This window comes from Algicella marina (assembly GCF_009931615.1).
Classification (GTDB): domain Bacteria; phylum Pseudomonadota; class Alphaproteobacteria; order Rhodobacterales; family Rhodobacteraceae; genus Algicella; species Algicella marina.
This window is the reverse complement of the sequence record NZ_CP046620.1, coordinates 2,928,373-2,954,751: the sequence shown is the minus strand read 5'-3', so window position 1 is coordinate 2,954,751 and position 26,379 is coordinate 2,928,373. Positions and strand designations below refer to the sequence as shown.

25 protein-coding genes are annotated in these 26,379 nt (G+C 59.3%); 9 read left to right on the top strand and 16 right to left on the bottom strand.

Annotated features, from left to right (window positions below):
- Nucleotides 1-76: 76 nt before the first annotated feature.
- Genes GO499_RS14560 through GO499_RS14550 form a run of 3 tightly spaced genes read right to left on the bottom strand, consistent with a single transcriptional unit; the run spans nucleotide 77 to nucleotide 2,870 of the window.
- Nucleotides 77-745 (bottom strand): GntR family transcriptional regulator, encoded by a 669-nt coding sequence (locus GO499_RS14560; protein ID WP_161862858.1) that lies wholly within the window; start codon nucleotides 743-745, stop codon nucleotides 77-79.
- Between the two features lie 5 nt (nucleotides 746-750).
- Complete coding sequence (locus tag GO499_RS14555) at nucleotides 751-1,782, bottom strand: Gfo/Idh/MocA family protein (RefSeq protein ID WP_161862857.1); 1,032 nt, start codon at nucleotides 1,780-1,782, stop codon at nucleotides 751-753.
- Complete coding sequence (locus GO499_RS14550) at nucleotides 1,779-2,870, bottom strand: isocitrate/isopropylmalate dehydrogenase family protein (RefSeq protein WP_161862856.1); 1,092 nt, start codon at nucleotides 2,868-2,870, stop codon at nucleotides 1,779-1,781. The genes GO499_RS14555 and GO499_RS14550 overlap by 4 nt, the downstream gene beginning before the upstream one ends.
- 127 nt (nucleotides 2,871-2,997) lie before the next feature.
- Between GO499_RS14550 and GO499_RS14545 the strand changes: the two genes are divergently transcribed.
- The 7 genes from GO499_RS14545 (at nucleotide 2,998) to otnC (ending at nucleotide 8,841) form a co-directional block, all read left to right on the top strand.
- Complete coding sequence (locus GO499_RS14545; protein WP_161862855.1) at nucleotides 2,998-4,002, top strand: TRAP transporter substrate-binding protein; 1,005 nt, start codon at nucleotides 2,998-3,000, stop codon at nucleotides 4,000-4,002.
- A 72-nt stretch (nucleotides 4,003-4,074) separates the two neighbouring features.
- Nucleotides 4,075-4,602, top strand: coding sequence for a TRAP transporter small permease (locus GO499_RS14540; RefSeq protein ID WP_161862854.1), 528 nt, complete (start codon nucleotides 4,075-4,077; stop codon nucleotides 4,600-4,602).
- Entirely contained in the window at nucleotides 4,599-5,885 is a 1,287-nt protein-coding gene (locus GO499_RS14535) for a TRAP transporter large permease (protein WP_161862853.1), read from the top strand. Before GO499_RS14540 ends, GO499_RS14535 begins: the two co-directional genes overlap by 4 nt.
- 13 nt (nucleotides 5,886-5,898) lie before the next feature.
- The gene (locus GO499_RS14530) at nucleotides 5,899-6,189 is read left to right on the top strand and encodes a putative quinol monooxygenase (protein WP_161862852.1); all 291 of its coding nucleotides are present in this window, start codon (nucleotides 5,899-5,901) and stop codon (nucleotides 6,187-6,189) included.
- On the top strand, nucleotides 6,186-6,983 hold the full coding sequence (locus GO499_RS14525; RefSeq protein WP_161862851.1) for an N-acyl homoserine lactonase family protein: 798 nt from the start codon (nucleotides 6,186-6,188) through the stop codon (nucleotides 6,981-6,983). The genes GO499_RS14530 and GO499_RS14525 overlap by 4 nt, the downstream gene beginning before the upstream one ends.
- Complete coding sequence (gene otnK / locus GO499_RS14520; protein WP_161862850.1) at nucleotides 6,980-8,200, top strand: 3-oxo-tetronate kinase; 1,221 nt, start codon at nucleotides 6,980-6,982, stop codon at nucleotides 8,198-8,200. The genes GO499_RS14525 and otnK overlap by 4 nt, the downstream gene beginning before the upstream one ends.
- Entirely contained in the window at nucleotides 8,197-8,841 is a 645-nt protein-coding gene (gene otnC, locus GO499_RS14515) for a 3-oxo-tetronate 4-phosphate decarboxylase (RefSeq protein ID WP_161862849.1), read from the top strand. Before otnK ends, otnC begins: the two co-directional genes overlap by 4 nt.
- A 156-nt stretch (nucleotides 8,842-8,997) precedes the next feature.
- On the opposite strand, the gene GO499_RS14510 is transcribed toward otnC, so the two are convergent.
- The 5 genes from GO499_RS14510 to GO499_RS14490 all read right to left on the bottom strand — a co-directional run bounded on the left by GO499_RS14510 (nucleotide 8,998) and on the right by GO499_RS14490 (nucleotide 14,528).
- Nucleotides 8,998-9,942 carry an SMP-30/gluconolactonase/LRE family protein gene (locus tag GO499_RS14510; RefSeq protein ID WP_161862848.1) on the bottom strand — a complete coding sequence of 315 codons (945 nt, stop codon included), beginning with the start codon at nucleotides 9,940-9,942 and terminating at the stop codon, nucleotides 8,998-9,000.
- Nucleotides 9,939-10,967: an ABC transporter permease gene (locus tag GO499_RS14505; protein ID WP_161862847.1), complete on the bottom strand. Its 1,029-nt coding sequence runs from the start codon at nucleotides 10,965-10,967 to the stop codon at nucleotides 9,939-9,941. Before GO499_RS14505 ends, GO499_RS14510 begins: the two co-directional genes overlap by 4 nt.
- Nucleotides 10,964-11,935, bottom strand: a complete 972-nt coding sequence (locus GO499_RS14500; protein ID WP_161862846.1) for an ABC transporter permease — start codon at nucleotides 11,933-11,935, stop codon at nucleotides 10,964-10,966. Before GO499_RS14500 ends, GO499_RS14505 begins: the two co-directional genes overlap by 4 nt.
- Nucleotides 11,932-13,401, bottom strand: a complete 1,470-nt coding sequence (locus GO499_RS14495) for an ATP-binding cassette domain-containing protein (RefSeq protein WP_284154757.1) — start codon at nucleotides 13,399-13,401, stop codon at nucleotides 11,932-11,934. The genes GO499_RS14500 and GO499_RS14495 overlap by 4 nt, the downstream gene beginning before the upstream one ends.
- A 65-nt stretch (nucleotides 13,402-13,466) precedes the next feature.
- Nucleotides 13,467-14,528 (bottom strand): substrate-binding domain-containing protein, encoded by a 1,062-nt coding sequence (locus GO499_RS14490; protein ID WP_284154756.1) that lies wholly within the window; start codon nucleotides 14,526-14,528, stop codon nucleotides 13,467-13,469.
- Nucleotides 14,529-15,593: 1,065 nt separating this feature from the next.
- On the opposite strand from GO499_RS14490, the gene nanR reads away from it, so the two are divergent.
- Entirely contained in the window at nucleotides 15,594-16,334 is a 741-nt protein-coding gene (gene nanR / locus GO499_RS14485; RefSeq protein ID WP_161862843.1) for a transcriptional regulator NanR, read from the top strand.
- Nucleotides 16,335-16,426: 92 nt separating this feature from the next.
- Nucleotides 16,427-18,331, top strand: coding sequence for a D-apionate lactonase family protein (locus tag GO499_RS14480; protein ID WP_161862842.1), 1,905 nt, complete (start codon nucleotides 16,427-16,429; stop codon nucleotides 18,329-18,331).
- Between the two features lie 96 nt (nucleotides 18,332-18,427).
- On the opposite strand, the gene GO499_RS14475 is transcribed toward GO499_RS14480, so the two are convergent.
- From GO499_RS14475 to GO499_RS14440, 8 genes are all read right to left on the bottom strand, one after another.
- Nucleotides 18,428-19,351 carry an aldo/keto reductase gene (locus tag GO499_RS14475; protein WP_161862841.1) on the bottom strand — a complete coding sequence of 308 codons (924 nt, stop codon included), beginning with the start codon at nucleotides 19,349-19,351 and terminating at the stop codon, nucleotides 18,428-18,430.
- 38 nt (nucleotides 19,352-19,389) lie between these two features.
- The gene (locus GO499_RS14470) at nucleotides 19,390-20,439 is read right to left on the bottom strand and encodes an ABC transporter permease (RefSeq protein ID WP_161862840.1); all 1,050 of its coding nucleotides are present in this window, start codon (nucleotides 20,437-20,439) and stop codon (nucleotides 19,390-19,392) included.
- Nucleotides 20,436-21,959 carry a sugar ABC transporter ATP-binding protein gene (locus GO499_RS14465; protein ID WP_161862839.1) on the bottom strand — a complete coding sequence of 508 codons (1,524 nt, stop codon included), beginning with the start codon at nucleotides 21,957-21,959 and terminating at the stop codon, nucleotides 20,436-20,438. Before GO499_RS14465 ends, GO499_RS14470 begins: the two co-directional genes overlap by 4 nt.
- Nucleotides 21,956-22,600 carry a DUF2291 family protein gene (locus tag GO499_RS14460; RefSeq protein ID WP_161862838.1) on the bottom strand — a complete coding sequence of 215 codons (645 nt, stop codon included), beginning with the start codon at nucleotides 22,598-22,600 and terminating at the stop codon, nucleotides 21,956-21,958. Before GO499_RS14460 ends, GO499_RS14465 begins: the two co-directional genes overlap by 4 nt.
- Before the next feature lie 75 nt (nucleotides 22,601-22,675).
- Entirely contained in the window at nucleotides 22,676-23,602 is a 927-nt protein-coding gene (locus GO499_RS14455) for a D-ribose ABC transporter substrate-binding protein (protein ID WP_161862837.1), read from the bottom strand.
- A gap of 86 nt (nucleotides 23,603-23,688) precedes the next feature.
- On the bottom strand, nucleotides 23,689-24,711 hold the full coding sequence (locus GO499_RS14450; protein WP_161862836.1) for a Gfo/Idh/MocA family protein: 1,023 nt from the start codon (nucleotides 24,709-24,711) through the stop codon (nucleotides 23,689-23,691).
- A 7-nt stretch (nucleotides 24,712-24,718) separates the two neighbouring features.
- On the bottom strand, nucleotides 24,719-25,546 hold the full coding sequence (locus GO499_RS14445; RefSeq protein WP_161862835.1) for a phosphogluconate dehydrogenase C-terminal domain-containing protein: 828 nt from the start codon (nucleotides 25,544-25,546) through the stop codon (nucleotides 24,719-24,721).
- 372 nt (nucleotides 25,547-25,918) lie between these two features.
- The gene (locus GO499_RS14440) at nucleotides 25,919-26,104 is read right to left on the bottom strand and encodes a DAK2 domain-containing protein (RefSeq protein ID WP_284154998.1); all 186 of its coding nucleotides are present in this window, start codon (nucleotides 26,102-26,104) and stop codon (nucleotides 25,919-25,921) included.
- Nucleotides 26,105-26,379: the final 275 nt, after the last annotated feature.

The following is a 26,379-nucleotide window of genomic DNA, read 5'->3' as shown; positions in this document are numbered from 1 at the left end:
GGGGCGGGTGCGACGTGCTTCCGGAGGCCGGATCGAGGCCGCCACGCAGCACCTAAGGCGGTTCACTCAAGACTCATCAGAGGTAACGCAGCCTGTGTTTTCCGAGCAGGTCCACCAAGATCTCTTTTGCATCCTGCCTGTGTTGCCGGTGCGTTTTGCGGGCAGCGTCGACATCGCCGTCGCGTATGGCCAGATAGACCGCGCGGTGATCCTCGTTGGACTTTACTGGCAATGGGCGCATGAAGAGTGTCGTTGTCCGCGCCCGGCGCACCTGATCGCTCATCATGTTCACGATGGAGATGATGCGGCTGTTTCCACCAAGGCGAACCAGTTCCTTGTGAAACCGGTCATCGGCCTCCGCCCAGGCATCGAGATCGGGAGCGGCAAGTGCCCGGTCCATATCATCAATCGCCTTGGCCAATTCTTTCAGTTCCGTGTCGCTGTACCCGCTGCGCGCTGCGCGCTCGGCGGCATGGCTTTCGAGTTCCGTGAGCACATCGTAGATTTCGGCCATGTCTTCGGGCGAGAGCGGGAGAATCCGCACACCTTTGCGCGGTCGCAATTCCAACAGTCCCTGACTTTCCAGTGTGAGGACAGCTTCCCGGACCGGGGTTCTGGACATCTCCAGCAGGTCGGCGAGTTCGGATTCGAGATGGTCCGAGCCTGCCGCCAATTCGCCGGAGAACACCTTTTTTCGCAATTCCGTAATCGCGCGCTGAGAACTTGAAAGGGTCTTGCCTGGCATTCAGTCTACGTCTTCCCGAGGGTCTTTTTACATCCGCTTTCCGCTGAGGCGTAGATTGCCTCCTCAATGACTTCGACCGCAAGGTATTCCTGGGCCCGGTTTTCCAGCGGTGTGCCGTCGAGAATACCGGCGACAACATGCGATTGCAGAGCATGGACGCAATCGCCGCCGAAGCCATCCCAGGTGTCGGCTGGCAACACAACCTCGCTTTCGGAAGTTCCGAAGCGCCGAAGCTTTACCGATCCATCTCCGCCAAGCGTGATCGTTCCTTGGGTACCTTCGACAAGAGCTTCGCCCATAGTACGGCGAAGGTTGTCGGCGTCGTGATCGAGGTGTCTGTTGCCGTCGAACATGGCTCGGATGCCGCCCGGGTGCTCGAAGAGGATGTATCCGGCGTCTTCACCCGCAATGACCGGGTTGAGCTTCCTCAGGTCTGCATAGACGGAGATCGGGTTACCGAAAAGATAGCGAAACGTATCGACCCAGTGAACGGCGGTTTCGTGGACGAGAAACCGCGGCATATCCTGGAAATAGGGCTGACGGGCGAGATAGGCGTCCGCTCCTTGTCCGTCGCCGGGGCGCAGGCGGAAGGTGGCCTGATGGACCGCGCCGATCTCGCCCGCATCGAGCGCCTGTTTGATGGCGCGATACCACGGCTGAAAGCGGAAATTCTCGTGGACGATTATGGTGGTACCAGCCTCTTCGGCTTCCTTTGCGATCTGCCGTGCTTCCGCAAGGTTATTGCAGAAGGGTTTCTGGCAGATGATCCACCTTATGCCCGCCGCCAGTGCCGTGCGGATGGTCTGCGCGTGGGCGACAGGGGGCAGGATGATGTCGAGCAGGTCCGGTTTTTGCTCGGCCAGCATCCGGGACAGATCGGAGTAGGGGACGAGGCCGGTCGATTCCGCTTTCGCGATGTCGCGGTTGCAGGAGGCAACGAGGTTGACCCGGTCCAAACGCGCCCAGCTTCCGTAGTGAAACTGGCTGAAATACCCGGCGCCGACGCAGGCGACTTTGAGCTCTGTTTGATGGGTCATGAGACGAAGAGCGCGTCGAGCACGGCGTGGGCGGCGCTTTCGGTGCTGGCAGTGCCGCCAAGATCGCGGGTCAGTGTCGTTCGGCGTGCGATAACCTCTTCGACCGCCTGTCGCAGGCGCCGGCCATCATTACGGATCGGTTCGTTGTCGTGCTTCGTCCCGAGCCAGTCGAGCATCAGCGCGGCGGAGAGGATCATCGCGAAGGGATTGGCGAGGCCTTTGCCCGCTATGTCGGGGGCTGATCCGTGGCAGGGTTGGAACACGGCGTGATCCAGTCCGATATCGGCCGAGGGCGCCAGCCCGAGACCGCCCATGAGACCTGCACCAAGGTCGGAGAGAATGTCGCCGAACATGTTTTCCGTGACCAGCACGTCGAAGTCCCAGGGCTTCTGGACCATCCAGAGTGCGGTGGCATCGACATAAGCGTGATCGGCGATCAGATCCGGGTGACGGGCGGCTTCGGCATCGAAAATCTCGCGGAAGAAGGCGAAAGCGCGGAACACGTTGGCCTTGTCGACGCAGGTCACGCGCCCCGGTCCGCGGCCGGCGGCCTTTCTCGATCTGGCGAGATCGAAGGTGAAACGAAACAGTTTCTCCGAGATCTCGCGGGTGATCAGAAGCGTCTCCCGCGCCTCGTCACGGGTAACCTCGCCGCGCCCCTGGGTATGAAAGAGACCTTCGGTGCTTTCGCGGACCAGAACGAAGTCGATCTCCCTGCCTTCCGGTATTTTAAGGGGCGAATCCTGGCCCGCCTTGACAGTGACGGGCCGGATGCCGGCAAAAAGCGTCAACTCCTTGCGGAGGTCGATCTGGGGCGAGATCTCGGTTCCGTCTTCGTAGCGGACGTCAGGCAATCCCATGGCCGAGAGCAGGATCGCGTCGGCGTCACGGGCGACCTGCAGGGAGGATGCGGGCAGCGATTCGCCGGTTTGAGCGTAGTGGGCCGCCCCAGCAGGTGCATCGGTGAATTCGAGGTCGTAGCTATCTGACGCTTTGGCTACGCGTTCGAGGATCGACAGCGTCGGAGCCATGATTTCAGGGCCAATTCCGTCTCCGTGGAACACGGCGATGCTGAAAGTTTCGTTCATTTTGGCCCTCTCTTTTCGACCGGATCGTAAGATTTTTCGACTTGAGGTAAATCGAAAACGTTGACAGCGGATTAATTAATGCATACGCAAAATTATGCAATAACAAAGCATGTTCTGGGAGGGCATCATGAAAAAATCGTTCGCAGGAGTGGCCGCAATTGCTACCGTGGCCGCCATCATCGGAACCGGGGCCTTCGCCCAGACGGTTCTACGTTTCAGCCATACGGATAACCCCGGCGGCTCGCGCCAGGCCGCGGCAGAGGTTTTTGCCGAGAAGGTCGCAGAGTACACCGACGGCCGTTACGAGGTCCGCATTTTTCCGGCCGGACAGCTTGCCAACGATCCCAAGGCAATCGAGCAGCTGATCCTTGGCGGGGTGGATTTCACAGTCTCCGCGACCGGGTCCTACGCCACGCATCTGCCGTCGCTGAATCTCACCGCGATGCCGTTCCTCGTCGATACTTACGAGCAGGGTTGGGAGCTTTACGACAATTCGGGCTGGCTACAGGGCGAGTTCGACAAACTGCCGGACGTGGGTTTCCGGGTTCTGGCTACATGGGAGGCCGGTTTCCGGTCATTCACCACCAATGAGCCCCTGGCCTCTCCGGCCGACGCCGCGACGATGAAGATGCGGGTCTATCCCAACGACATGATCCGCTGGAGCATGGAGGCCATCGGATTCCAGACGGTCGTTATGCCGATTACCGATGTTTATCTGGCGATCCAGCAGGGAACCGTGAACGGTCAGGAGAACCCGGTTGACACGATCAATTCGCTGCGCTTCTACGAGGTGGCGCCCTATGTGACGCTGACACGGCATGTGTACAGCCCGTTGCCGCTGACGGTGTCGGAAGCGACGTGGCAGGGATTCTCGCCGGAAGATCAGGACGCTGTGAGCAAGGCCGCCGCAGAGGCCGCCGCGTTCAGCCGTAATCTGGTCAGAAGCTCTGTCGACAAGCAGATCGCCGATATGGAAGCCGCCGGGGCCACGGTTTCGACGCCTGAGATCGGCCCGTTCCGCGAGGCTGTTGCAAGTGTCTACGACAAGGCGCGCGAGGTTTATGGCACCGAAGAGGTCGACGGAATTCTCGCCGATGCGGCAGCCATTCGCGAAGCCCTTCCGGCCAACTGAACCTGCTTATTCAAAATGATCTGCCGTGCCATTCAGGACGGCGCCGGCCACTACGACACGGGGACAGGCAAAATGGACTACCGGCCGCATTATCCCATGCCGCTGCGCGCACTCAGCGCGATCATAGATTTCTGCCTGGTCCTGGGCGGGGTCAGCATCGTGGCGCTTGTTTTCACCAATGCATTGCTGCGCGGTGCTGCCGGGTTTGACCTGGCTTGGTCGCTTGAGGTCACGGCATTTCTTCTGCTCTGGACGACGTTTCTGGGGGCAGCGGCCGCGATGGCCCGCGGGGCGCATATGCGCGTGACCGAGATCGTGGAGAATCTCGTTCCGCAAAGGGCGCGGGCCTGGCTGGCGCTGGTAATCGACCTGATCATCCTTGCCATGCTCGCCTCCCTGATCTGGTACGGCGTGTCGATCGCAAGCCACAGTTGGGCGCAGAAAACCACGGTGCTCTACTGGCCCGTGGGACTGCTCTATGCCTCGATGCCCGTGGGGATGGCCTGCGCCCTGGCCTTTCACCTTTTCAACCTCGTCCGCGACTGGCAGTACCCCGCGGGCTGGGCGCAGAATGACTCAGACGGTGGTGCGGCGCTATGATCCTGCTCTTCATCGTCGCAGTTTTCCTTGTCACGGTCTTTGCCGGCATTCCTCTGGTCTGGGCCATCCTGCTGACCGCAATCCTGCCGATCTTCGTCTTCGACCTGTCGGGCTACCCACTGCAGGCCGTCTATCTGAACTTCATCGGCGGCGTGGAGCCGAACCACTTCCTTGCAATTCCGCTCTTCATCGTCGCGGGCGAGTTGATGTCGCGCGGCGGCGTCGGTCTGCGCATTATCGGGTTCGCCCGCGCCGCCTTTGGCTTCATGCCCGGCGGGCTGGGCATGGTCGTGGTAGGTGCGTCTATGATCTTCGGCGGCATTTCGGGTTCGGCGATTGCCGATTCCGCCGCCATCGGGTCGGTGATGATCAAGAACATGGCGCGGGAGGGTTATCACCGTCCCTTTGCGGCCGGGCTGGTCGCGGCGGCCGGGACCATCGGCATCATCATCCCGCCGTCGATCCCGATGCTGATCTATGGCTTCGTCGGGAACGTCTCTGTCGCCGATCTGTTCCTCGCGGGTATGATCCCCGGAGTTATCTTCGGACTTTTCTTCATGGGAGTTTGTTACTGGGTCGGCAAATCCACCGGCTGCGATCCGGGAGGGCAAACGACGACGCGCGGCGAGTTGTGGCGTTCCTTCCTTGGAACCGCGCCGGCGCTTTTCATGCCCATTCTCATCCTCGGCGGCATTTTCACTGGATGGGTCACCCCGACCGAGGCGGCAGCGCTGGCGGTTGTCTATGGCCTGTTCGTGACCATCGTCGTTTACCGCGACTTCAATCTGCGCGATCTGCCGGCGCTGATGATCGACGCATTTGTGACCTCGGCGGTGGTCATGGTGGTGATCGGTGCGACGACAGTGCTGGGCTGGATCATCACATTGGAACAGCTGCCGCAGGTTCTGGTCGCCTTCGTGCAGGACCTGTCGAGCAGCCCCTGGGTGTTCCTGTTGCTGGTCAATATCGTGATGCTGATCCTCGGTCTCGTCCTTGATCCGGTGCCGGCGATCCTGCTGACCGCGCCGTTGTTTCTGCCGACAGCGCAGACATTCGGTGTCGATCCCGTCCACCTTGGTGTCATCATGACCTGCAATGTCGCGGTCGGGCTGTTCACCCCGCCGGTGGGGGCGACATTGTATGTCGCTTCCCGCATCTCCGGCGACGGGGTATTGTCCATCGCGCGTTCGATGGCTCCGCTTTACATCGCAGCGCTGAGTGCTTTGTTGTTGGTGACCTACGTACCGGCCGTGTCGATGACCATGGTCGAGATATTCCGCTAAGAGGGGCCGCGCCATGTTTGTCGTAATCGTCACGTTTCAGATCCGGGACGGCAGGATGCCGGACTTCCTTCCGGCGATGATTGAGAATGCCCGCACCTCCCTTGCGGAAGAGGAGGGATGCCATCGCTTTGACGTCTGCACTGACAGCGAACGCGGGAACGAGGTGTTTCTCTACGAGCTCTACACTGACCGCGCGGCGTTTGATGGCCATTTGCAGAGTGCGCATTTCAAGGCGTTCGACAACGCTGTCTCGTCACTGGTCGGGCACAAGGACATCCGGACGTATGACATGGTCGCATCATGAGCGACTGGGAAGTTTTCGCGGTCAAATATGCCGACCGGAACGCAAGAGTGCGGGCCGACAGTTTCATATTCGACGACAACCACGATGCCCCGCACCCCATGGATTATTTCATGTGGCTTCTGAGAAACGGGGAGGAGATCATTCTGGTCGATACCGGCTACGATGGAGAGGAAGCGTCAGCACGGCAGCGGCCGATCCGTCTCGATCCGGTCACGGCTTTGGCGCCGTTCGGGATTGCTCCGTCGGATGTCTCGCAGGTGATCGTCACCCACCTGCATTACGATCACGCTGGCGGTCTGCACCTGTTTCCCAATGCAGCGCTGCACATGCAGTCGGCGGAGATGGCATACGCGACGGGGCCTTGCATGTGCCACGATACGTTGCGGATGCCGTTCACTGCGGGCCATGTCTGCGAGGCGGTCCGGCGGCTCTATTCGGGGAAGGTGATTTTTCACGACGGGGACGGTCAGATCGCCGATGGCGTCACCGTTCATTGCATCGGCGGCCATAGTCGCGGGCTGCAATGCGTGCGGGTGCGGACGCAGGCCGGTTGGCTGGTGCTGGCATCCGACGCGGCCCATTTCTACGAGAACGCCTTCGCCCGGAAGCCGTTTCCGATCGTGGTGGATTTACAGGACATGCTGGAAGGGTTCGGGACACTTGAGCGGTTGGCTTCGAAGCGCGATCTGATCGTGCCTGGCCATGATCCGCTGGTTAGGGAGTATTTTCCCACGGTCATGGCGCCTCACATCTTCCGACTGAATGCAGGACCGTTGGAGAAAATCGCGTTATGAAAATCGGCGTGATCGCAGACGATTTCACCGGGGCGTCCGATATTGCTCTCACTCTGGCGGAGGGCGGGATGCCAGTCTCGCTGTTCGCCCGTATGCCAGACAAGCCGGCGGACACGGATCTGGGTGCGGGTGTGGTGGCCCTGAAGTCACGGACCGCTCCGGTAGAAGAAGCGGTCGCGCAGTCGCTGGCTACCTGTGACTGGCTTTTGTCTCAGGGTGCCGAGCAGATCGTTCTCAAGGTCTGCTCGACATTTGATAGCACGCCGGCGGGCAATATCGGTCCGGTGCTGGATGCTCTGGCGGATCATATCGGCGCGGAGACCTGCGTGGTCTGTCCTGCGTTTCCCGAGAATGGGCGAAGCGTCTATCAGGGACATCTCTTCGTGGGTGACAGGCTTCTGAACGAGAGCGGCATGGAAAATCATCCGCTTACCCCGATGACCGACGCCGACCTGCGGCGAGTTCTGGCCGCTCAGAGTACGCGTCAGGTCGCCCATGTCCGTGCGCAGGTTGTCAGTTCGGGCGAAGAGGCCGTTGCGTCCGGCCTGACGCAAAGTGCCCATGTCATCGTCGATGCCATTGCCGACGCAGATCTCAGGACCATCGGCCGGGCGGCCAGAGATATCAGGCTGCTCTGTGGCGGGTCAGGAATTGCGTTGGGGTTGCCGGAGAATTTCGGCTTTCAACCGCAGCGTCCAGCATGGGATTCCGTCGGAGGACCGGGCGCGGTGATATCCGGGTCCTGCAGCCTGGCGACACGTGGACAGGTGGCCGCATACCGCAAGGTTGCGCCTGCGAGGAAACTCGAAGCCGAAGCTGTGGTGCGTGGCGACGTGAGCCCGACCGGCTTGGCCGATTGGGCGATGGCTCAGAGTAGTCCGCCGCTGATCTATTCCTCTGCCGACCCGGACGAGGTGCGTGCCGCGCAGAAGACCTATGGGCGAGAGAATGTCGCCGAGGCAATCGAGACTGTCTTCTCAAATCTGGCTGCCGAACTTTCCGCGCGCGGATTGCGGCGGCTGGTTGTGGCTGGAGGAGAAACCTCCGGAGCGGTCGTAACCGGATTGGGCGCACGCGAACTGAAGATCGGTCCGAGAGTTGCTCCGGGCGTGCCGCTTGTCCGGCACGGAGAGATGGCGCTGGCGCTGAAATCGGGCAACTTTGGCGGGGAGGCGTTCTTCTCCGAGGCGCTGCAACTGATGGAGTCCGACGGATGAGCGAAGAGGCCAAGCTGCGCGAAGACATCTGCACGCTCGCCAAATCGATGTTCGATCGCGGCCTGACCTGCGGCGCTTCGGGTAACATTTCAGCCCGCCTTTCAGACGGGACTCTGCTGGTGACGCCGACGGGGCGGGCGATGGGGTTTCTCGATCCAGCGCGGCTCAGTCATCTCGACGAAGAAGGGAGATTGATTTCCGGAGACGCAGCAACAAAGGAAGTGCCATTGCATACGGCGTTCTACGACACGAGAACGGGAACAGGCGCGGTGGTGCATCTGCATTCCACGCATTCCGTTGCCTTGTCGATGCTGCCGGAAATTAACCCGGACAATGTGCTGCCTCCGCTGACGCCATACTCCATCATGCGATTGGGCAAAGTAAAACTTCTGCCGTTCTTTCTGCCCGGAGATCCAAACATGGGCGATGCCGTCCGGGGCCTCGCGGGCAGAAGGAGCGCAGTTCTGTTAGCAAATCACGGCCCGGTAGTGGCGGGGAAGGACCTGTGGGCTGCTGTGTTCGCGATGGAAGAACTGGAAGAAACCGCGAAACTGGCACTCTTGACGCGCGGATGTCGGCCGAGGGCGTTGACGGCAGATCAGGTTGCAGCAGTCGTGCGGGACTTCGATGTGCGCTGGTAGTTCCGCGCCGTGGAGGTTTGGGGCGCCAAGAATCATCAGCGCGGAAACGTTCGCGGTGGCGGCAGACAGGATGGCGCGCAAATGGAGTGCCCCCTTGAAGTTCACCTGTCCTCGATGACGTTGCTCAATGTGCAGCGGTGTTGATTTCGCGCTTGTTCAACGATCCGGTGCAGACCGCTTGCGGGGCCGCCCCGCCCAGGCATCGGACGTCATCGTCGCAATCCGATAGATGCTTGTGCTCGCGGCAATGAACAGGCTGTGCCCGTCAACGCCTCCGAAGCATAGGTTTCCGGTCAACTCCGGCACGAGGATCCGACCAAGTTCGGCGCCATCAGGAGCGAAGACGATTACGCCAATCTCGCTAGATGACCAAACGTTTCCAAACATGTCGACAGCAATGCCGTCCGGGAAACCTTCGTCGATGTGAGCGAACAGGCGACCGTTCTTGCAGCGCAGGCCTTCGTGGACGTCGTAAACCCGAATGTCGCTATTACCGACGCCTGGAGGTTTGCGCACCGAGGACGAGTCGGCGACGTAAAACAGCGATCCATCCGGAGAGAAGGCGAGACCATTCGGTTCCTCGACATCGATTACGACAGGCAAGGTTGTTCCGTCGGTCGGATTGTGGCGGAAGACAAAATGGTCACCGTATTCGCGTTCGCCGGGATGGCCTTCGCGGGCTTCGGTAATGCCGTAGGCAGGGTCGGTGAACCAGATTGTGCCGTCCGGGGCGATGACGACATCGTTGGGTGAGTTGAGGCGGACGCCGTTCCATTCGTCGACAATGGATGTGACAACCCCGCCGCGGTCGCGTTCGACCCGGCGGCGGCCGTGCGAGCACTGGACGACACTGCCGTCGAGGTCGAGCGTGCGACCGTTCGTGAATTCCACGTCGGTGGCGTAGTCGGTGACTTCGCCGGTGGCCGCGTCATATTCGCGTATCCGATTGTTCGGAATGTCACTCCAGCGCAGGCAGTTCCGGGCGGGAATCCAGAGCGGTCCTTCGCTCCAGATCGAGCCGGTCGCGACGATTTCGAGCGGCTCGGAAGGATCAACCAGACCTTCGAGCCCGATGGCCGCGCCGGGGATCTGCCGCGTCATGATTGCGGCCTGCTATTCGCCGGTTTGGCAGGTGGTTTTGCGGGAATGGACGCGCGATCCTCTTCTTCGTCTGGCGACGATGACTTTCTGTGGAGAAGCGGGGCGCCGTTGGCCAGGAATAGAACCGACAGCACGAGGAAGCCCTTGAGCACGTTCTGACCTGCGTAATTCCAGCCAACGAGGTTCAGAAGCCCGTCGAGAAGGATGAAGAACAGGGCGCCGCCCCACACGCCTGCCGGAACCGCCCGGCCGCCGGTGATGAGCGTGCCACCGATGACGACGACGGCAATGGAGTCGAGCAGGTAGTCATTACCAAGCTCCACATTCGGGGCCGAGAAGGAAGCGCGAAGGGCTCCGGCCAGGGCCGCCAGCATGGCGCAGGACAGATAGACCGGGACATGTATTCTGACAGCGCTGATTCCGGCATATTCCGCGGCGCGACGTGCCTGTCCGAAAGCCAGGGCCTGGCGGCCCCATATTGTCCGAGTCAGCACGAAGGACACGGCAAATGTGAAGAGCAGGACGGCAATAGCGAAGGCGGGAATGCCCATCGGTGCCCAGTTCAGAAAACCCCTCAGCGCGGGATCGGCGGAGCCTTGAAACCCCTTGGCCAGCGTCAGCGAAATGGCCGATGCGATGAGGCTTGTCGCAAGCGTCGCCACGATGGGAGGAATGCGGATAAGCAGGATAGCGGTGACGCTGATCGCGCCCATGGCCAGCCCCACACCGAGGGCCGCGAGAAGCCCGAGCACCCATGATCCCGTCGCGTCCCCTACCGCGATTGACAGAAGACCGCCGAGGGAGAAGACCTTGGCCACGGAAACGTCGATATTGCCCGGGCCGGTGCACATGACCAGCATCTGGCCCAGGCCCACCAGCACGAGGTATGGCGCGATGGTGAAGGCGAGCGTCAGCGTCTGTATGCCACCGCCGCCCGAGACCATGAATGTCAGGATCAGGACGACAAAGGCGGCGAGAAATGACCAGCTCCAGGGCGGAAAGGAGATATTACTGAAGGAATTCATCGCAGGCCACGCTCCACAACCAGACGGCCGGCCAGAACCGCGATCACAATCAGCCCTTGCACGGCCGGCTGAAGGTTCGAAGAAAATTGTAGCAGGGTCAGCAACACGGTGAGCAGGCCCAATGTGACCGAGCCGAACAGCGTTCCCCATGCAACCGCGCGGCCGCCTGTGAACATACCGCCACCAAGGATGACTGCGGCTACTGTCGTCAGTGTGTAGCCGGGCACTGCGTTAACGTCGCCGCCGCCGATCTCCGCCGTCAATGTCAGGCCCGCCAGCACTCCAAGTACGCCCACTGTCGCGTAGGCCAGCATCCGGGTGCGCAGGAGCGAGGCTCCGGAACGCGCGAGTGCAACGGGATTGCTGCCCAAACCACGGAATCGGACGCCGAGTGAGGTTCTTTGCATCACCACCCAGGTGAGGGCTGTTGCGAGAACCATCGTGACGATGGGCGCCGGGATCAGCAATGGCGGCTGCCACATCGTGTAAGCAAAAAGCCAGTCCGGGGCCATGCCGCCGGGAACGGGCAGTGCGAAGAGACCTACGCCAAGCCAGATGAAGGACGCACCAAGCGTGGCGATGAGCGAGGGAACGCCGCGCAATTGGACGAGCGCTCCCATCACCGCATATGCCCCGATGCTGGCCGTGAGGGCGAGCACGCCGAGAAGCGGTGCGTCGCGCAAAAGCGTGGCGACGATGGCGGTGATCATGCCGACGAAGTAACCGATGCCAAGATCGATATCGCCGATGCTCATCATCACCATCTGCGCCATCGAAGCGATGGCAAGCGCCACGATTGGCGACATGATCAGCGTCATGCCGCCCTGGGACCAGATGCGGGGCTGAATGGCTCCGCAGACCAACAGGATCGCGATCATAGCGCCCAGTGTCAGCAGGCTGGGGAATGTGCGGCGGACAAAGCCGCGCGGCAGAGCACTTTCCGGGCGGGGCATGTCTACATCGGTCATGCGGCGGCATCCTTGGCTTCTGCAAACGACATGGCGATGATGCGTTCGTCCGTGATCTGCGCGCCCTGCAACTGACCGGCAATTTTGTTGGCACGCAGCACATAGGCACGGTCGCAATGTTGCATTTCGGAATTTTCGCTTGAGTACCAGATGATGGTCCGCCCCTTCTCGGCCTCGGTCCGGATCAACTGGTAAAGCTCTGCCTTGGTATGGATATCTACGCCTCGGAAGGGGTCATCCAGCAGAATGGTTTTGGCGTCGGAGGCAAAAGCCCGAGCGACGATGACTTTTTGCTGGTTGCCCCCGGAGAGACCGGTGATTGCGGCGGCCGCGCCACCGCGGATCTTCAGGCGGTCGATCCAGTTTGCCACGAGTTCGCCTTCTCTGTCGGTCTGGCGGATGCCGCGCCGGCTTAATCCCGCAAGTGCCGAGATGGTCAGGTTCGAAGCGACGTTCCAAAGAGGGAGAATGCCCGACCTCTGGCGGTCTCCGGGCACATAGGCGCGTTTGAGGCCAATCTCAACATCGTTTCGAGCGCCACGCCAGAGCCGTTCGAGCACACGTTCCTGCCCCTGACCGGCGATACCCGCCAGACCGACTACTTCGCCTTCACGGGCGATGAACTCAGCTGGTTCTCCGTCTACGGTTTCCATCGGAACACGGGCGGCAACAGGACGATTGGCTTCATTCGCACTTTGATGACCTCCACTGGCATCGACCGCGACCACCTCGCCGCCCATTGCGAGGAAAAGATCGCGTTCGGTCACATCTTCTGCGTTGCAGATCGAAGAGACGGCGCCGTCCTTCATTACGGCGATCCGGGTGCAGACCGACAGGATCTCTCTCAGGCGGTGCGACACCAATACGATGGCCACATTTTGGTCCCTGAGTTTGCGAACATACGTATATAGCTGCTCAACCGCCTCGCGCCCAAGCGACTCTGTCGGTTCGTCGAGGATCAGCAGGCGCAACTTGTCGGTGATCGTGGCGCGCGCGATCTCGACCATCTGGCGGTCCGAAATCGGAAGGTCATCAACAAAATCGGCGGGCTTGATTCCGTTTTCCGGAAAAATCTCATTCAGTCGCGCCGAAGCGCGATCGGCGGCGAAGCGGTGCCAGTGCAAACGTGGCATCCAGCGACTGCTCGACATGAAGATGTTGTCTTTGACGCTCAATTCGAGGGCGAGCGACCCTTCCTGATAGGCCATGCGGACATCAGGAAAACCGTTGCGACCGCGTGTCGACATACCTGCGAAGTCAATTGAGCCGGAGTCGAGAGATTCAATTCCGCAAAGCATACGCATCAGGGTGCTCTTGCCTGCACCGTTATGGCCGACGATGCCCAGAACCTCGCCAGAGTTCACATGGAGGTTCACGCCGGATAGTGCCGTCGTCGGGCCATAAGTCTTCACCGCGTGGGAAACCCGGACGAGGGGACCGCGATCGGTAACCTTCTTGTTCATCATGCAAAATTCGCTGGTGAAGGGTCTCAGGCCAGCGCCCACGGGTGGCAGGCGCTGGCCTTCTGCTGTTATCTCACCGGAACCGGCGGCAATGCGGCGCCTTCGACGTTGTCGTCAACATTCGCCTTGATCTGTGCGTCCACGAGATCCTTGGTCCACTGCCATGAGGCGATTTCGTCGTCATCAACAGCCGCGATCCAGGCGTCACGCTGGTCGTCGCTAACCACAACCGGCGGGAAGATCGTGATGCGAGGCACGTCTTCGCCTTGGTAGATGTTGATCGCGGTGAACAGCGCGGCGACACCCTGGCCGGGGTCGGACATGACCGCGACCGAACCTGGAGCGCCGTTTCCTTCGCCCCAGAATTTAAGCGCGCGGCCACTGGGCGCAAAGGCCACGACCGGCAGTTCACGACCTGCAGTCTGGAACGCCTGCACGGCGCCCAATCCTTCGCCGCAGCCGATGACGCCATCCACATCCGGAAGGCTGGCGATCGTACCGAGAAGCGCTTCCTGCGCCTTGGCGCTGTCGCAGAAAGTGAAAACTTCGGCGACAACTTTGACATCCGGGTTGTCTTCGAGCATGGCCTTCTGGACTTCGTACATCTCGATCTCGGGCGGCGAGCCCTGCACACCGCGCGCAAGTATCACGTTCCCCTTGCCGCCGATGCCATCGATGATGGCCTGCGTCGAAAGTCGTGCCCAGTCACCGAAGCTGTTGGTGACCAGATAAGCACATTCCAGATCGGTGGCGCTATCGAAGACAACGACCACGATGCCTTGATTGCAGGCTTGCTGCAGCGTCGGGTTCAACGCGGACGGAGATGCCGGGTTGACCAGCAGGATGTCCGGTTGATCGAGCAGAAGCGCCTTTAGCTGCGCGATCTGCTCGGTTGCCGAGTTTTCACCGGGAGCGTTGGAGACCTGATAAGAACTTATCAGCCCATCGGCCTCCGCCTTTTCTGCCGCCTCCTCAAAAGCGGTGATCATGGAACGGCGCCAGGCATTTCCCAGAAATGCGTTGCTGAGCGCAACCGTAGGTGCCTCTTTGGCCTGCGCGAAAGCTGACGACGTTAATCCGGCACTCGTAATTAAAGCACAAACACCGACAACGAAGCCGAGGCGTTTCATTGTTCGCATTGTATCCTCCCAAACTGTTCACGAACCGATTGCTGCGGCCGCATTTGGCCGAACGGTCACCCCAGTTTCTTCCGAACTGATATGATGAGTACATCACTTTTTGCGATGGTTGTATATATTCACATCGTCAATTGACGCTGTTCCGCGTTTAAGAGGCCGGTGGCGTATGCCGTTCTGTATCGTTGGCGCAGCCGATTATACACGCTAAATCAAATGGTTAAGCTCGTTATTCAGGATTTGTGTTTGTGCAGTCGTGGTTTGGAAAAGGCCGCATTGACTGAGATGGCACGGCCATTTCACCAAGCTTTGCATCATGCGGACGGGCCGCATTTCGCGGGAGAGATTCGCGAGAAGACGCGTGGCGAACCAGATTGACGTTGCCCAGGCCCGACATCAGGCGCCGGCACCGGATGCCATCGACGCCATGCGTCAAGCGATCTCGGTGCATCATAAATCGACTGGGGCAGGCATCAGCCGCGTTCACCCCCGCCGTCGCGCACCCCCAGCCGAAATGGTTAGGTGAGCCCATTTGGCCGCCCTTCAAGGCGTTCTCAAGACCGTCCAGCTTGCCTCTTGCCCGAGCTCCGTTGATCGCGGCGCCGGGAATGGTGGTGGCAACGGCTTCGAGCGTATCAATTCCCAAGGCAGTGGATAAACTCGATATCGGTTCGATCCAGAAATTCGAGGATGGGTGGAAGCGCCTCCTCCATCCATCCGGGAGATTGCGAGCGGGCCAGTGTGGCAATTCCGATGCCATCACACCCTTCGCTTTGCCTGCAGGGATTTGGCGTCTGGTAGCGAGAGATAGAGGATCGAGGGCAGTCCACTGAAGCTCAGGAATTCCACAACGGCGGCGGCCCCGTGAAGTCATCGCCGAGCCACGCGACCAGAGGCCTATTGAATTTCTTGGCAGTTTGGCCGCTTATAGATATATCACCTCATCATATCAGTCTTGATCAATACCGGCTCATTGGGAGGTAAACGAGATCAGTTGTCGATATTAATGACTTTCAGTGCCATAGCTTAAGATGTGGAATTAAAAAAGCAGGCCGGAACATGCCGAACGACGCGCCAGTAAAAGGCGAAGAAAAGATTGTCAGGTTGAAGCTCTCAGAGCAGGTGCTTGAGCGCCTGAGAGAGATGATCCGCAGCGGTGAGCTTAGTCCCGGCGATTACATGCCTTCGGAGCGCGCCTTGATGGAAAGGTTCAGCGTCGGACGGCCGGCAGTGCGCGAGGCTTTGCAGGCGTTACATACACAAGGCCTGATAACGATCAGTCACGGCGAACGCAGCAAGGTCAACGAGCTGTCCGCAAACCTTGTACTCGACCAGAGCGACATGGTGGCGAACATCCTTCTCGACGCGGTTCCCGCGAACCTGGAGCATCTCAAGGAAGCCCGACGCATGTTCGAACTGGGCATCGTGCGAACCGCTGCGGAACGGGCAACGGAGGAAGATGTCGTCACGCTCCGAAAACTTTTGGCCGAGCAGGAATCGCAGCTGACCGGCGATCTTGATGTTCGCAGCTTCATCGAGGCGGACATGGCATTTCATACCGCAATCGCGAACATCCTTGCCAACCCAGTAGTCACCGCGGCATCGAGCGCCATGTTGCGCTGGCTTCAGGAGTATCACACAGCCCTGCTGCACTGGTCTGGCAACGAACAGACGACGCTGAACGAACATGCCCGGCTCATTGATCGTATCGCGGCCAATGATCCTGACGGCGCGGTGGATGAGATGCGCAGCCATCTGGACCGATCACGCAATATGTTCGCACCCCGACGGGCCACCTGAATCTGCCTCTGCGGCAGGGCCCCCAGTGGCTTTGACCAATACTCCAAACTGGTATAATGAGCATTCTTTAGAACGCCTTTAGGAGGCCGGATGTGGTGTGCTCGGAAGACAAACTGAAGATCTACGGGACCGGCGAACCGCTACAGGTCTTGCGCAAGCTGTCGGCTGGACCGCTGTCATTTCTCTATTCGTCAGATGGCATTCGCCGCATTGCTTGGCATGGTACCGAACTTGTCAGAGCCTTGGCCTGGCCGATCCGCGACGAAAATTGGGGAACATATCCGGAGGAAATCCAGAAAGAGGTCATTGACGAAAGCGATGGCTGCACGGTCGACCTGACATTCTCGGTAGGTGATGGTCGGATGGTCTGTGAAGTGCACATCAAGGTCAAACCGACTGGCGCACTCGAAGCTGATCTGACGATGACACCGAAGGACGGCGCATTCGCGACCAACCGGGCAGGGTTCACCGTTCTACACCCGATCAGGGGTGTTGCAGGAGCGAAATTGAAAGTTACACATTCGGACGGAGCAGAGGAGCAGACGGCGTTTCCCGAACTGATCCGTCCCGACCAGCCTGTGAAGGATATTGCCGGCCTGACTTATGGCATTGATGGCCAGTTGGTCGATATCGTGTTCGATGGCGAAACTTTTGAAATGGAAGACCAGCGCAATTGGTCTGACGCGTCGTTCAAGACCTATTGTGTACCTCTGGTTCATCCGTTCACCTACGACATCACGGGGCCGACGCGGCAATCGGTTCGAATGTCGTTTTCCGGAGATGCTGCCACTTCCGATGACACTTTCGGCAACTCGATGTTGGAACTGGTGCCTTCTGGCGCACTTTCGCCAAAGATCGGTCTGGCGCTCGAAAGCGGCTGGCTTCCACTTCGGGAAACAACGGCACCACCAGAAGCGAACTACGTCCTGATGCGTGTGTTTCAGGATGCGGCTGATCTGGACGAGATGGCGGCGTTTGCGCGCGGTTACCCCACTGTCGATCTTGAAGTCGTTGTCCCCGACAATGCGGACGTCGAAGACAGCTTGCAACGGGTGGCCAAGAGAGTGGCGACCGAGCGGATCACGCCCGCGCACGTCATTGCCCTGCGTGAAAGCTATCTGGCAAGCCATCAGCCGGTGGGGCCGTGGCCGGAGGGCGCAACACCGAACGACATGCTGGATCTGGTGCGGGCGGCGTTCCCGAAATCCAAGGTCGGCGGCGGCATGATGACGAACTTCACGGAACTGAATCGTTGTCGTCCCGACATGTCCCGATGCGACTACGTGACTCACAGTCTGACGCCTCTCGTTCATGCGGGCGACGACATGTCGGTTCTGGAAACGCTGGAGACGTTGCCGCAGATATTCCTTAGCGCCGAAGCCCTTTCAAACGGTCGTCCCTATCGGTTGGGTCTTGCCAGCATCGGGATGCGGTCCAATCCGTACGGCGCAGCAGTCGCCGAGAACCCTAATCAAGTACGCCGCACAATGGCGCGGATAGATCCCCGTCACCGGGGTCTCTTCGGAGCGGCCTACTCCGTTGGGGTTCTGGCGGCGACCGCAGGCAGCAATGTCGAGGCGATCTGCCTCGGCTCTCCGGCTGGTCCCTTTGGGTTGACTTACGAGCCCGCGGATTGTCCGCAGGAGGGTTTTGACGGGGCAGGGCGGTCTGTCTATCCGATATATCATGTGGTGAAAGCAGCGGGCGCGATGGCGGGACATGCGCGCCTTGTGTTCAATGGCGTTCCCGACGGCCTGGCCGCATATGGTGCCATGATCGGGTCAACAAAACGGGCAATGATTGCCAATCTGAGTGGCGAGGCGCGGGAGGTTTCAATCAGTGGTCAGGCCGTGTCAGTCCGGCTTGACACCGAAACATTCGACGCGGCCACCAAGTCTGCAGATTGGCTGGATAACGCGTCGAAGTCGGAATCGACGACCGTGAAGCTGCCACCATTTGCGGTGGCATTCGTTGAAATAGATCATGCGGACGGTTAATTGCTGGGTGGATCGCTCAATGCGCCGGGAAAAAAAGATCACTCCCTAGGCGTCCCGGAAGTCTGAGTTTCTAGGACGCTATGTTTTGGACAAGCCCTATGCTTCCTCAAGTCGATCCGTCGCTGGCGCCGGTCTCGGCGAAAGCGCGCTGATTTTCTCATAGAGCGCATCATCCATCTTGAAATCAATTGCCGCAATGGACGGTGCCAGTTGTTGGGCGGATCGGGCAGAGATGATCGGTCCGTGAAGTCCCGGATGCCGTGCAGTCCAGGCAACGGCAAGCGTGGCGGGTGAGACGCCGATCTCTTTGGCGACCGAGCCAAGGGCGACCGCCGTGTCATGCATCCATTTCGGCCCATAGCGGTCGTTGTACATCTTGTCGTCGACCAAACGCCCTTCGGCGGACTGTCCATATTTTCCGGTTAATAACCCCCCTCCGAGCGGCGAGTAGGAGCAAACGGCAAATCCTTCTGACATTGACATCGGAAGGATCTCCACTTCCACCTGTCGCTTGACCAGATTGTACATGGGCTGAAGGACCGAGATGCGAACGCCCAACGAAGACGCAACGCGGTTCGCCTTCATCGTTTGCCACGCAGAGAAATTGGATACTCCTACATGCCGGATCGAACCTTCTTCGACGAGTTCCGCTAGTGTTTCGAAGGTCTCTTCCAAAGGAGTGTCGGCATCCCATCTGTGCAAATAAAGCAAGTCCACGCTAGCTTGTGCCAGTCGCGATCGGCTTTCAGAAAATTCCGCCACGATTTTTTCGCGACTTGAACCGCTGGCCGCGCATTTGGTTGCCAGGAAAATTTTGTCGCGCTCCGTCGCGATGAGTTTGCCAAGGATCGTCTCTGAAAGACCCTCGGTGTAGCCATAGGCCGTGTCGTAAAAATTGATCCCGGCCTCACGGCAGGCAGAGTACATTGCTGCACTTTCTATCTCGTCTGCCTTGCCGCCGAATTGCATGGTCCCAAAGCTGAACCTGCTGGCTTTGTCTCCAGATAACGTTCTCAGCATTCGATGATGTCCTTCAAATATTGGGAGTTTCCGTTCAGCTATCCGGCCTCTTGCGCCAAAGCGACCCTGGCCTGCAGGCGGCTTTGGGCCTGGTCGATGACCACAGCGGCGACGATGACAAGTCCTTTGATCACCATTTGCCAGAAGGACGAAACGCCCATCATGATCAATCCGTCCGAAAGGATACCGATGACGAACGCCCCGATGATGGTGCCGATGATACGCCCACGCCCGCCTGACATCGATGTACCGCCAAGAACGGCGGCGGCGATGGCGTTCAGTTCGAAGAACTCGCCCGTCGCAGGGTGAGCGGCCTTGAGCTGTGAAGCAATGATGAGGCCAACGAGCGCGGCCATCAGGCCTGAGAACATGTAGACGAACATCTTCACCCGGCGTACCCGCACCCCGGACAGGGTGGCCCCACGTTCGTTGCCTCCGACTGCATAGATGTGTCGGCCCAGCGGCGTGCGTCTTGCGATATAGGCCGAAAGCAGCGTGACGATGATCAGCATCCAGATCATCACGGGGATTCCGATGAACGATCCGGTTCCGATGACGGGGAACGTATGCGAGCCGTATTCCGGGTTGCCGTTGAGATTTGGAAAGGTCCGCCCGCTGGACATCAAGAGCGCCGCGCCGCGGGCGATGTAGAGCATTCCCAATGTCGCGATGAAAGGAGCCACGTTTAATCGCGTTATCAGTATCCCGTTGATCCAGCCAACGAATATCCCGACGAGACAGACGAGGAACATTATCTCGAACGTGTTGAACTGGATTGACCAGCCATAGCCCGGATCGATGCCGTTCAGCACAAGGTATCCCGCGATCATGCTGGTCAACCCGACGACCGATCCGACCGACAGGTCGATCCCGCCGGTGATGATGACGTAGGTCATGCCGATGGCGAGGAAAGCGTTGATCGCGACGTGTTTGGAGATCAACACGGCGTTGGCAACGCTCAGAAAGTTCGGTGCGGCGTAGGAGAAATAGGCGAAGACAAGGATCAGGGCCACGAAAGTTCGTGCCTTCAGAAGCAGTAACAGCCAGTTGACGTTCCGGCTTGGCCCGTGTTCGGTCGTCGTAGTCATGCGGCAGTATCCTTCGCAGGTGAGGCCGCCGCGAGAACTTCGGCGACCCTGTCAGTCTTGTCGAATGTTCCGGTGATGCGACCATCGGCCATCACGATGATGCGGTCGCTCAGCGCCATGCACTCCTCGATCTCCGAGGTGGCGAAGACGATCCCGATTCCTTGCGCCGAAAGCTCGCGCATGACGCGATAGATCTCGGCCTTCGCCCCCACGTCGATCCCGCGGGACGGTTCGTCCAGAAGCAGAACGATCGGCTTGGTCATCAAGGCCTTACCGATGGCGACCTTCTGCTGGTTACCGCCGGAGAGAGAAGAAACAGGGTTCTCGGCACTCGCTACCTTGATCGTAAGCCGTTTGATGAACTCGGCTGCGCGCTGCGCCTCGCGCGACAGGCTCAGGTGAAAGACCTTCGTGAAGTCTTTCAGCGAAGACAGGGTGAGGTTCTCGCGGATTGCCATCATCTGAATCAAGCCGTCGATCTTCCGATCTTCAGGGACCAGCGCGATACCGTGGGAAATCCGGTCGGCGATGCTGGATCGCTTCAGTTCTTCGCCCTTCACGAAGTAGTGGCCAAGCGCCTCTGGGTGCCGCCCGATGATACATTCCAGGAGTTCGGTCCGGCCCGCGCCCATGAGACCGTAGATCCCTAGGATCTCTCCGGCATTTGCCTCCAGCGAGACATGGTCCACACTGAACCCTCCGCCCATCTTAGGCAGGACGACGTTTTCGGCCCGGAAGACTTCGCTTCCGACTTTGTGGTCGATGGGAGCGGCGAAATCCTTGGCTTCCCCTCCGATCATGGCACCTACGATCCAGGGAATGTCTACGCCTTCCATGCTGCGCGTGCCCGTCATCTCGCCATCGCGCAGGACAGTGATGTAGTCGCCGATGCGTATGAGTTCTTCCAGCCGGTGCGAGATATAGACGATACCGACGCCCTGAGACCGCAGTTCCGCGATCACTCGGAACAAAACTTCAACCTCTGTCGCCGAAAGGGCAGAGGTCGGCTCATCGAGGATCAGAATGCGTGCATCCTGCGCCAGAGCCTTGGCAATCTCGACGATCTGCTGTTGTCCGAGCCTTAGAAAGCCGAGCGGTGTTTCAGGGTCGATTTTCTGTTCCAGCCGCTGGAGAATTTCGCGGCTCCGCTCCAACTGTTCGGACGCATCAATGTGCAGGCCAATCCGCGTCGGTTCGCGTCCGATAAAAATGTTTTCGGCAACGGAGAGATCTGGGAACAGGTTCAATTCCTGAAAAACGATGCCGATGCCAGCCTGCACGGCGTCATCCTTGTTGCGAAAATGGACAGGCAGACCGTCGACTGTGATCTCACCTTCGGTCAGGGTTTCGACCCCAGCAATTACCTTCATCAGGGTGGATTTGCCCGCCCCGTTCTCTCCGACAAGGACGTTGACGGCGCCCATCCGGATATCGAAATCCACGTCTTTCAGTGCCCGGGTGCCGGGATAAATTTTGACCGCCTTGCGAATAGAAAGGCCGATGGGATGGTCTTCGCTCATTGTTCAAAGGTCACGTCAATCGGAGTGACGACGATCTCGTCGTCCGCCTTCTTCAAAGGTACGACGCCGAAAAAAGAAACCCTCGATCCGATCAGATCACTGTCTGGCACTGTGATCAGACCGACGACTCGGTCATTGAGCGCCCGCGATAGTTTGGCGAACTCGATCTGGTCGCGGAAATCGTCGAACTGGTAGAAGGGCGCAGCGTCCCGCATCGCAGTGCCCTTAATGACCGGGCCGAGTTGCACCGTGACATCCACTGTCGCGTCTCCGTCTGTATCGACAGAGATTGAACGTGCGCGAGTATCAAGCCTTGCCTCGACGACTGTGCCTTCGCCGGCGACGGGAAAGTTCCATGCAGCGCCCTGACCTGAGCCCTGATTTGCGTGCTCTGCGCCGGCGGCTTCGATGTCTTCAGCGATCAGTGCCTGCAGCTCTGCGATTCCAAGCGCGTTATCACGAATATGAGGTAACAACTGTGCATCGAAAGTCTCTTCGATCCGGGCTTCATTCCGGGCGTCGTCGCCCTCAGGTCCGTCCGGGATCGCAGTTGCGTCCTTGTCGTCGTCGAAAACGATCTTGCAGCCTGAAACGGTCAGGGCAGCGATAATTGCAAACGCGATCAGGGAAAGACGGGACATGGGCAGGCGCCTGAGAAATGAAGATGTTGGCCCGCGCGCTTCATGATCGCACGCGGGCCCGAGAGCTCTTCGTGCTTAGTTTAGCGCGAAGGTTTCGAGCGATCCGGCGTTGTCGCCGTTGATGAGAATGCAATCCATAAGTTGCTTTTCATCCAGACCCGTGGAGCCGGTTTTCAGGTACTGATCCGCTTGGCTGACGGCCAACTGAGCCTGTTCGTAAGCGGGCTGGAGCACGGTCGCCTTTATACCGCCGGCCACAATCGAGTCGCGCACATCGTTCGAACCGTCGAAGCCGACGACGATCACGTCTGTACGGCCTGCCGCCTCAAGCGCCGCCCAGGCACCCATAGCCATGGTGTCGTTGCCGGAGATCACGCCTTTGATGTCCGGATTGGCCTGAAGGATCGATTCCATGACAGAAAATGCCTCGGTCTGGGACCAGTTGGCGGTTTGTTGTGCGACCATTTCCATGTCGGGGTACTGGTCGATCACGTCATGATAGCCCTGGCTGCGGATTCCGGCGTTGGTGTCGGATTCCTTGCCCAGAAGCTCCACATAAGTGCCTTCTTCGCCCATCAGACGAACAAACTCCTCGGCGCCAAGTTGCGCGCCTTGATAGTTGTTCGACACGATCTGGCTGACGGCAACGCCGGTCGCCGTGATTTCTCGGTCGATCAGGAAAGACGGGATGCCAGCATCCTTGGCTTTCTGTACGGCAGCCACCGAAGCATCGGCACCTGCGTTGTCGAGGATGACCGCACTCACGCCCGCAGCGATTACTGTGTCAAACAGTTCCGACTGCTTGTTGGGGTCGTCGTCATGGACCAACACCATGGTGTCATAACCAAGTTCTTCGGCCTTGGCCTGAGCGCCGTCCGCTTCGGCCTTGAAGAACGGGTTGTCATGACTGGGAGTGATGATCGCGATAGTATCGGCAAGCGCCGCGACCGGCGCGAAGGCTGCGGCGAAAGCCGCACCAAGCAACAGTTTTTTAAGTTTCATTTTTTCCTCCTTGTTCAGTAATTTTCTACGGGTTCAGCGCCACTGCCCCAAAGTTATCTGCGCGCGCTTCTGCGGCGCGCCGGGTCTCAAAGTTCACTTGTCTCGATAGTCCTTTTCTCTGCCGCCGAGCGGTAAGCCGCCTCGACAAGTGTCAAAGTCTGCAGGTTGTCCTTGCCTGAAGTTTCTGGTGCGACGCCCTTCGCCAGGCTTTCGACAAAGTGCTTCTGGATGATGGCCACGCTTTCCTGAATGTTGTGCCAAGGCCGTTCGGCCCAGCTCAGAACCGGCGGCGATACGTCTCGCGTCTCGACTTTGCCATCGACGTGAACTTCCATCCGGTAGCCAGATTTCAGGTAGAGTGACCCCGCATCACCGTCGATCTCCAGAAGTGTCTCCGGGAAGGTTTCGGGCACGCGGCGGGTGGCATAGGAACAATCCACCACGCTTGCCACGCCGCTTTCGTGCGACAGAAGAATGGTGGCTACGTCCTCGCCGTTGATTTCTGGATTGATCCGGTTGGTATGCGCGGCGACCCGTGTGACGTCTCCCATCAGCGCCCGGACGATGTCCAGAACGTGAATGCCAAGGTCCTCGATGATGAAACGCTTGCCCTCCGCCAGGTAGGGCTGGCCGGAGAACACGTCGTAGCCGGACCTAAAGGCGGCGCGGCAGAAGAAAGGCGTGCCGATCGTCCCGGAGCGCACGGCGTCGATCACCGTCCGGACCGGCGACTGCCACCGGAAATTTTCGTGCACCATTAGAGTTTTGCCGGCCATCTCAACGGCGCGAACCATGGCGCGGGCATCTTCCAGCGTTTCGGCAAACGGCTTCTGGCAGATCACATGGACATCTTTGCTGATGGCCAGCTCTACCAAGGGACGGTGTGTGGGAGCGGTCGTGATGATGTCGACGAAGTCGAGGTTCTCGCTGTCCAGCATCTCGGCCGCATCGGAATACCGGGCCTCGATGCCGAACGCGTCTCCCATCTTGGAAAGCCGCTTGGGATCGGTGTCGCAGAGCGCCACGATCTCGGCCCCTTCGACCATGGCCCAGGCGTTCAGGTGATTGCCGGAAAAGAAACCGGCGCCAATGATGCCTCCCCTCAACATGGTGACCTCAGGTGATCCGCTCGATGCTGGCCGCGATTTCTTCGGGGTCGAAGACGCGCTTCCAGTCGTCCTTCATCAGGACGGGCAAGCCGTTCTCGATCGCCTTGTAGCAGGCGTCGGAAAACACACCGTCGACATGACCGAAGGTGACCGCTGCCAGAATGTTCAGATGCCCCAGAAGAAAGTCGCGCGCCGCGTCCTCGGGCACGCCACGAGCAACGACCTCGTCCAACGCTTCCTTCATGACGAACAAAAGCGAGGCGCAGACGGTCTCTGACAATCCGGGTTCCAGCAATGCCATCTGATCGACAGTCACGCGATAGGATCGCGCGACGGGAGCGTAAATGGCCTTTCCGACCTTCTCACCCAGTGCATAGTGCTCGTCCGGGCCCTGCATCAGGGCGTTCACGATCCCCTGCTCTGCCGCGATGCCGCCGAACCGGTCATCCCGCCCCTCGGGCGTCGTTTCGTAATTGAAGATCGGTGGATGACAGGGGTGCGTGATGAAATAGCTCACGTCGTCGCGCTTCGGGAGATGTCCCGCAAATGGCCCAGCGGCGTCCAGACAGACCAGCAGGGCACCGGGCTCGACCTGGTCGATGATCGCGTGCGACACGGCCTTGACCGCGGTATCCGGCACAGCGAGCAATACAACGTCGGCCCCTTTCAAGGCCACCTCGGTCGGCACACAGTCCTTGCCGATTTCCTCCTTGAGGCGCTGCTGTCCTGCCTCGGAGATTTCGACATGTGCGACGTCGAAATCTGTTTCGGTCAGGTTCCGGGCGCTCCGGACCCCCATCTTTCCGCCGGCGCCGAAGAGGGCGATCTTGGTCATTCTGATTCACTCCGATAACTGGTATAATAACCATACGTGCAGTTCGCCAGATCTGCAATGGTGAACTGAAACAAACTAAATACAAGAAATCATATACAATTCAGCCATTTGGCAGGGTTTTTCAGAATCATGAAGTGGACGCCGTGTTCTTCAATCGCTGAAAGATCAAAGCTACGATTGCGTAGTATGTCGCAACATATATGATGAGTAGATCATTTTATGAAGCAACCAAACCCGACGGCGTGTTGGCGACTGTGGAGGTCATTGAACCTACAGGGCCGATACCAACGTCACTGTCGATTGCGCCGGAAACAATATGGCCTGCGTTCTTACAGCTCAGTTCGCCACGTCGCAACAGAATGGCGCGCACTTCTAGTCCAAGCCGTTATCGTTGCGCAACGCATCTGCCATAGCCGCGATCAGGAACGCTGCAGAGGCCGCTCCGGGATCAATATGGCCTATGGATCGGTCACCGAGTTTCTTTGAACGGCCCATCTGGCTCTTCATCTCTGCGGTGCTGTCCGATCCTTCCTCTGCCGCTTTGGACGCGGCCGCCAGACAGACAATCTTCTCGTCGCCGGCTTCCTCACAGCTTCGAGCGGCGACTGCCGCTGGTCGCTAGGTATCAAGCATTGTCTTTTGGCCTTCGCTTGCGCCTCCACGGAACCGGAAACTTTGCGAAACTACCATCCGGGGAGTCATTCTACAGAGTGATGCACCTCGGTCGGGGACCTAAGTGAGCCGAACTCCAGCACAATGCATATTTTTACCAAGCGGATGCAGAGTCTTTCTGGCAAAGATTGCCGGCTATTCTGAAAGCGTGCAGGACTATG

Excerpts from the sequence above, each read along its gene's own strand:
- GO499_RS14445 (WP_161862835.1), bottom strand. The coding sequence starts at position 25,546 with ATGACCAAGATCGCCCTCTTCGGCGCCGGCGGAAAGATGGGGGTCCGG.
- GO499_RS14460 (WP_161862838.1), bottom strand. The coding sequence starts at position 22,600 with ATGTCCCGTCTTTCCCTGATCGCGTTTGCAATTATCGCTGCCCTGACC.
- GO499_RS14455 (WP_161862837.1), bottom strand. The coding sequence starts at position 23,602 with ATGAAACTTAAAAAACTGTTGCTTGGTGCGGCTTTCGCCGCAGCCTTC.
- GO499_RS14495 (WP_284154757.1), bottom strand. The coding sequence starts at position 13,401 with ATGATGAACAAGAAGGTTACCGATCGCGGTCCCCTCGTCCGGGTTTCC.
- otnC (WP_161862849.1), top strand. The coding sequence starts at position 8,197 with ATGAGCGAAGAGGCCAAGCTGCGCGAAGACATCTGCACGCTCGCCAAA.
- GO499_RS14535 (WP_161862853.1), top strand. The coding sequence starts at position 4,599 with ATGATCCTGCTCTTCATCGTCGCAGTTTTCCTTGTCACGGTCTTTGCC.
- GO499_RS14560 (WP_161862858.1), bottom strand. The coding sequence starts at position 745 with ATGCCAGGCAAGACCCTTTCAAGTTCTCAGCGCGCGATTACGGAATTG.
- GO499_RS14555 (WP_161862857.1), bottom strand. The coding sequence starts at position 1,782 with ATGACCCATCAAACAGAGCTCAAAGTCGCCTGCGTCGGCGCCGGGTAT.
- GO499_RS14475 (WP_161862841.1), bottom strand. The coding sequence starts at position 19,351 with ATGCTGAGAACGTTATCTGGAGACAAAGCCAGCAGGTTCAGCTTTGGG.
- otnK (WP_161862850.1), top strand. The coding sequence starts at position 6,980 with ATGAAAATCGGCGTGATCGCAGACGATTTCACCGGGGCGTCCGATATT.
- GO499_RS14465 (WP_161862839.1), bottom strand. The coding sequence starts at position 21,959 with ATGAGCGAAGACCATCCCATCGGCCTTTCTATTCGCAAGGCGGTCAAA.
- GO499_RS14530 (WP_161862852.1), top strand. The coding sequence starts at position 5,899 with ATGTTTGTCGTAATCGTCACGTTTCAGATCCGGGACGGCAGGATGCCG.
- GO499_RS14525 (WP_161862851.1), top strand. The coding sequence starts at position 6,186 with ATGAGCGACTGGGAAGTTTTCGCGGTCAAATATGCCGACCGGAACGCA.
- GO499_RS14500 (WP_161862846.1), bottom strand. The coding sequence starts at position 11,935 with ATGACCGATGTAGACATGCCCCGCCCGGAAAGTGCTCTGCCGCGCGGC.
- GO499_RS14490 (WP_284154756.1), bottom strand. The coding sequence starts at position 14,528 with ATGAAACGCCTCGGCTTCGTTGTCGGTGTTTGTGCTTTAATTACGAGT.
- GO499_RS14510 (WP_161862848.1), bottom strand. The coding sequence starts at position 9,942 with ATGACGCGGCAGATCCCCGGCGCGGCCATCGGGCTCGAAGGTCTGGTT.
- GO499_RS14540 (WP_161862854.1), top strand. The coding sequence starts at position 4,075 with ATGGACTACCGGCCGCATTATCCCATGCCGCTGCGCGCACTCAGCGCG.
- GO499_RS14505 (WP_161862847.1), bottom strand. The coding sequence starts at position 10,967 with ATGAATTCCTTCAGTAATATCTCCTTTCCGCCCTGGAGCTGGTCATTT.
- nanR (WP_161862843.1), top strand. The coding sequence starts at position 15,594 with ATGCCGAACGACGCGCCAGTAAAAGGCGAAGAAAAGATTGTCAGGTTG.
- GO499_RS14545 (WP_161862855.1), top strand. The coding sequence starts at position 2,998 with ATGAAAAAATCGTTCGCAGGAGTGGCCGCAATTGCTACCGTGGCCGCC.
- GO499_RS14450 (WP_161862836.1), bottom strand. The coding sequence starts at position 24,711 with ATGTTGAGGGGAGGCATCATTGGCGCCGGTTTCTTTTCCGGCAATCAC.
- GO499_RS14550 (WP_161862856.1), bottom strand. The coding sequence starts at position 2,870 with ATGAACGAAACTTTCAGCATCGCCGTGTTCCACGGAGACGGAATTGGC.
- GO499_RS14470 (WP_161862840.1), bottom strand. The coding sequence starts at position 20,439 with ATGACTACGACGACCGAACACGGGCCAAGCCGGAACGTCAACTGGCTG.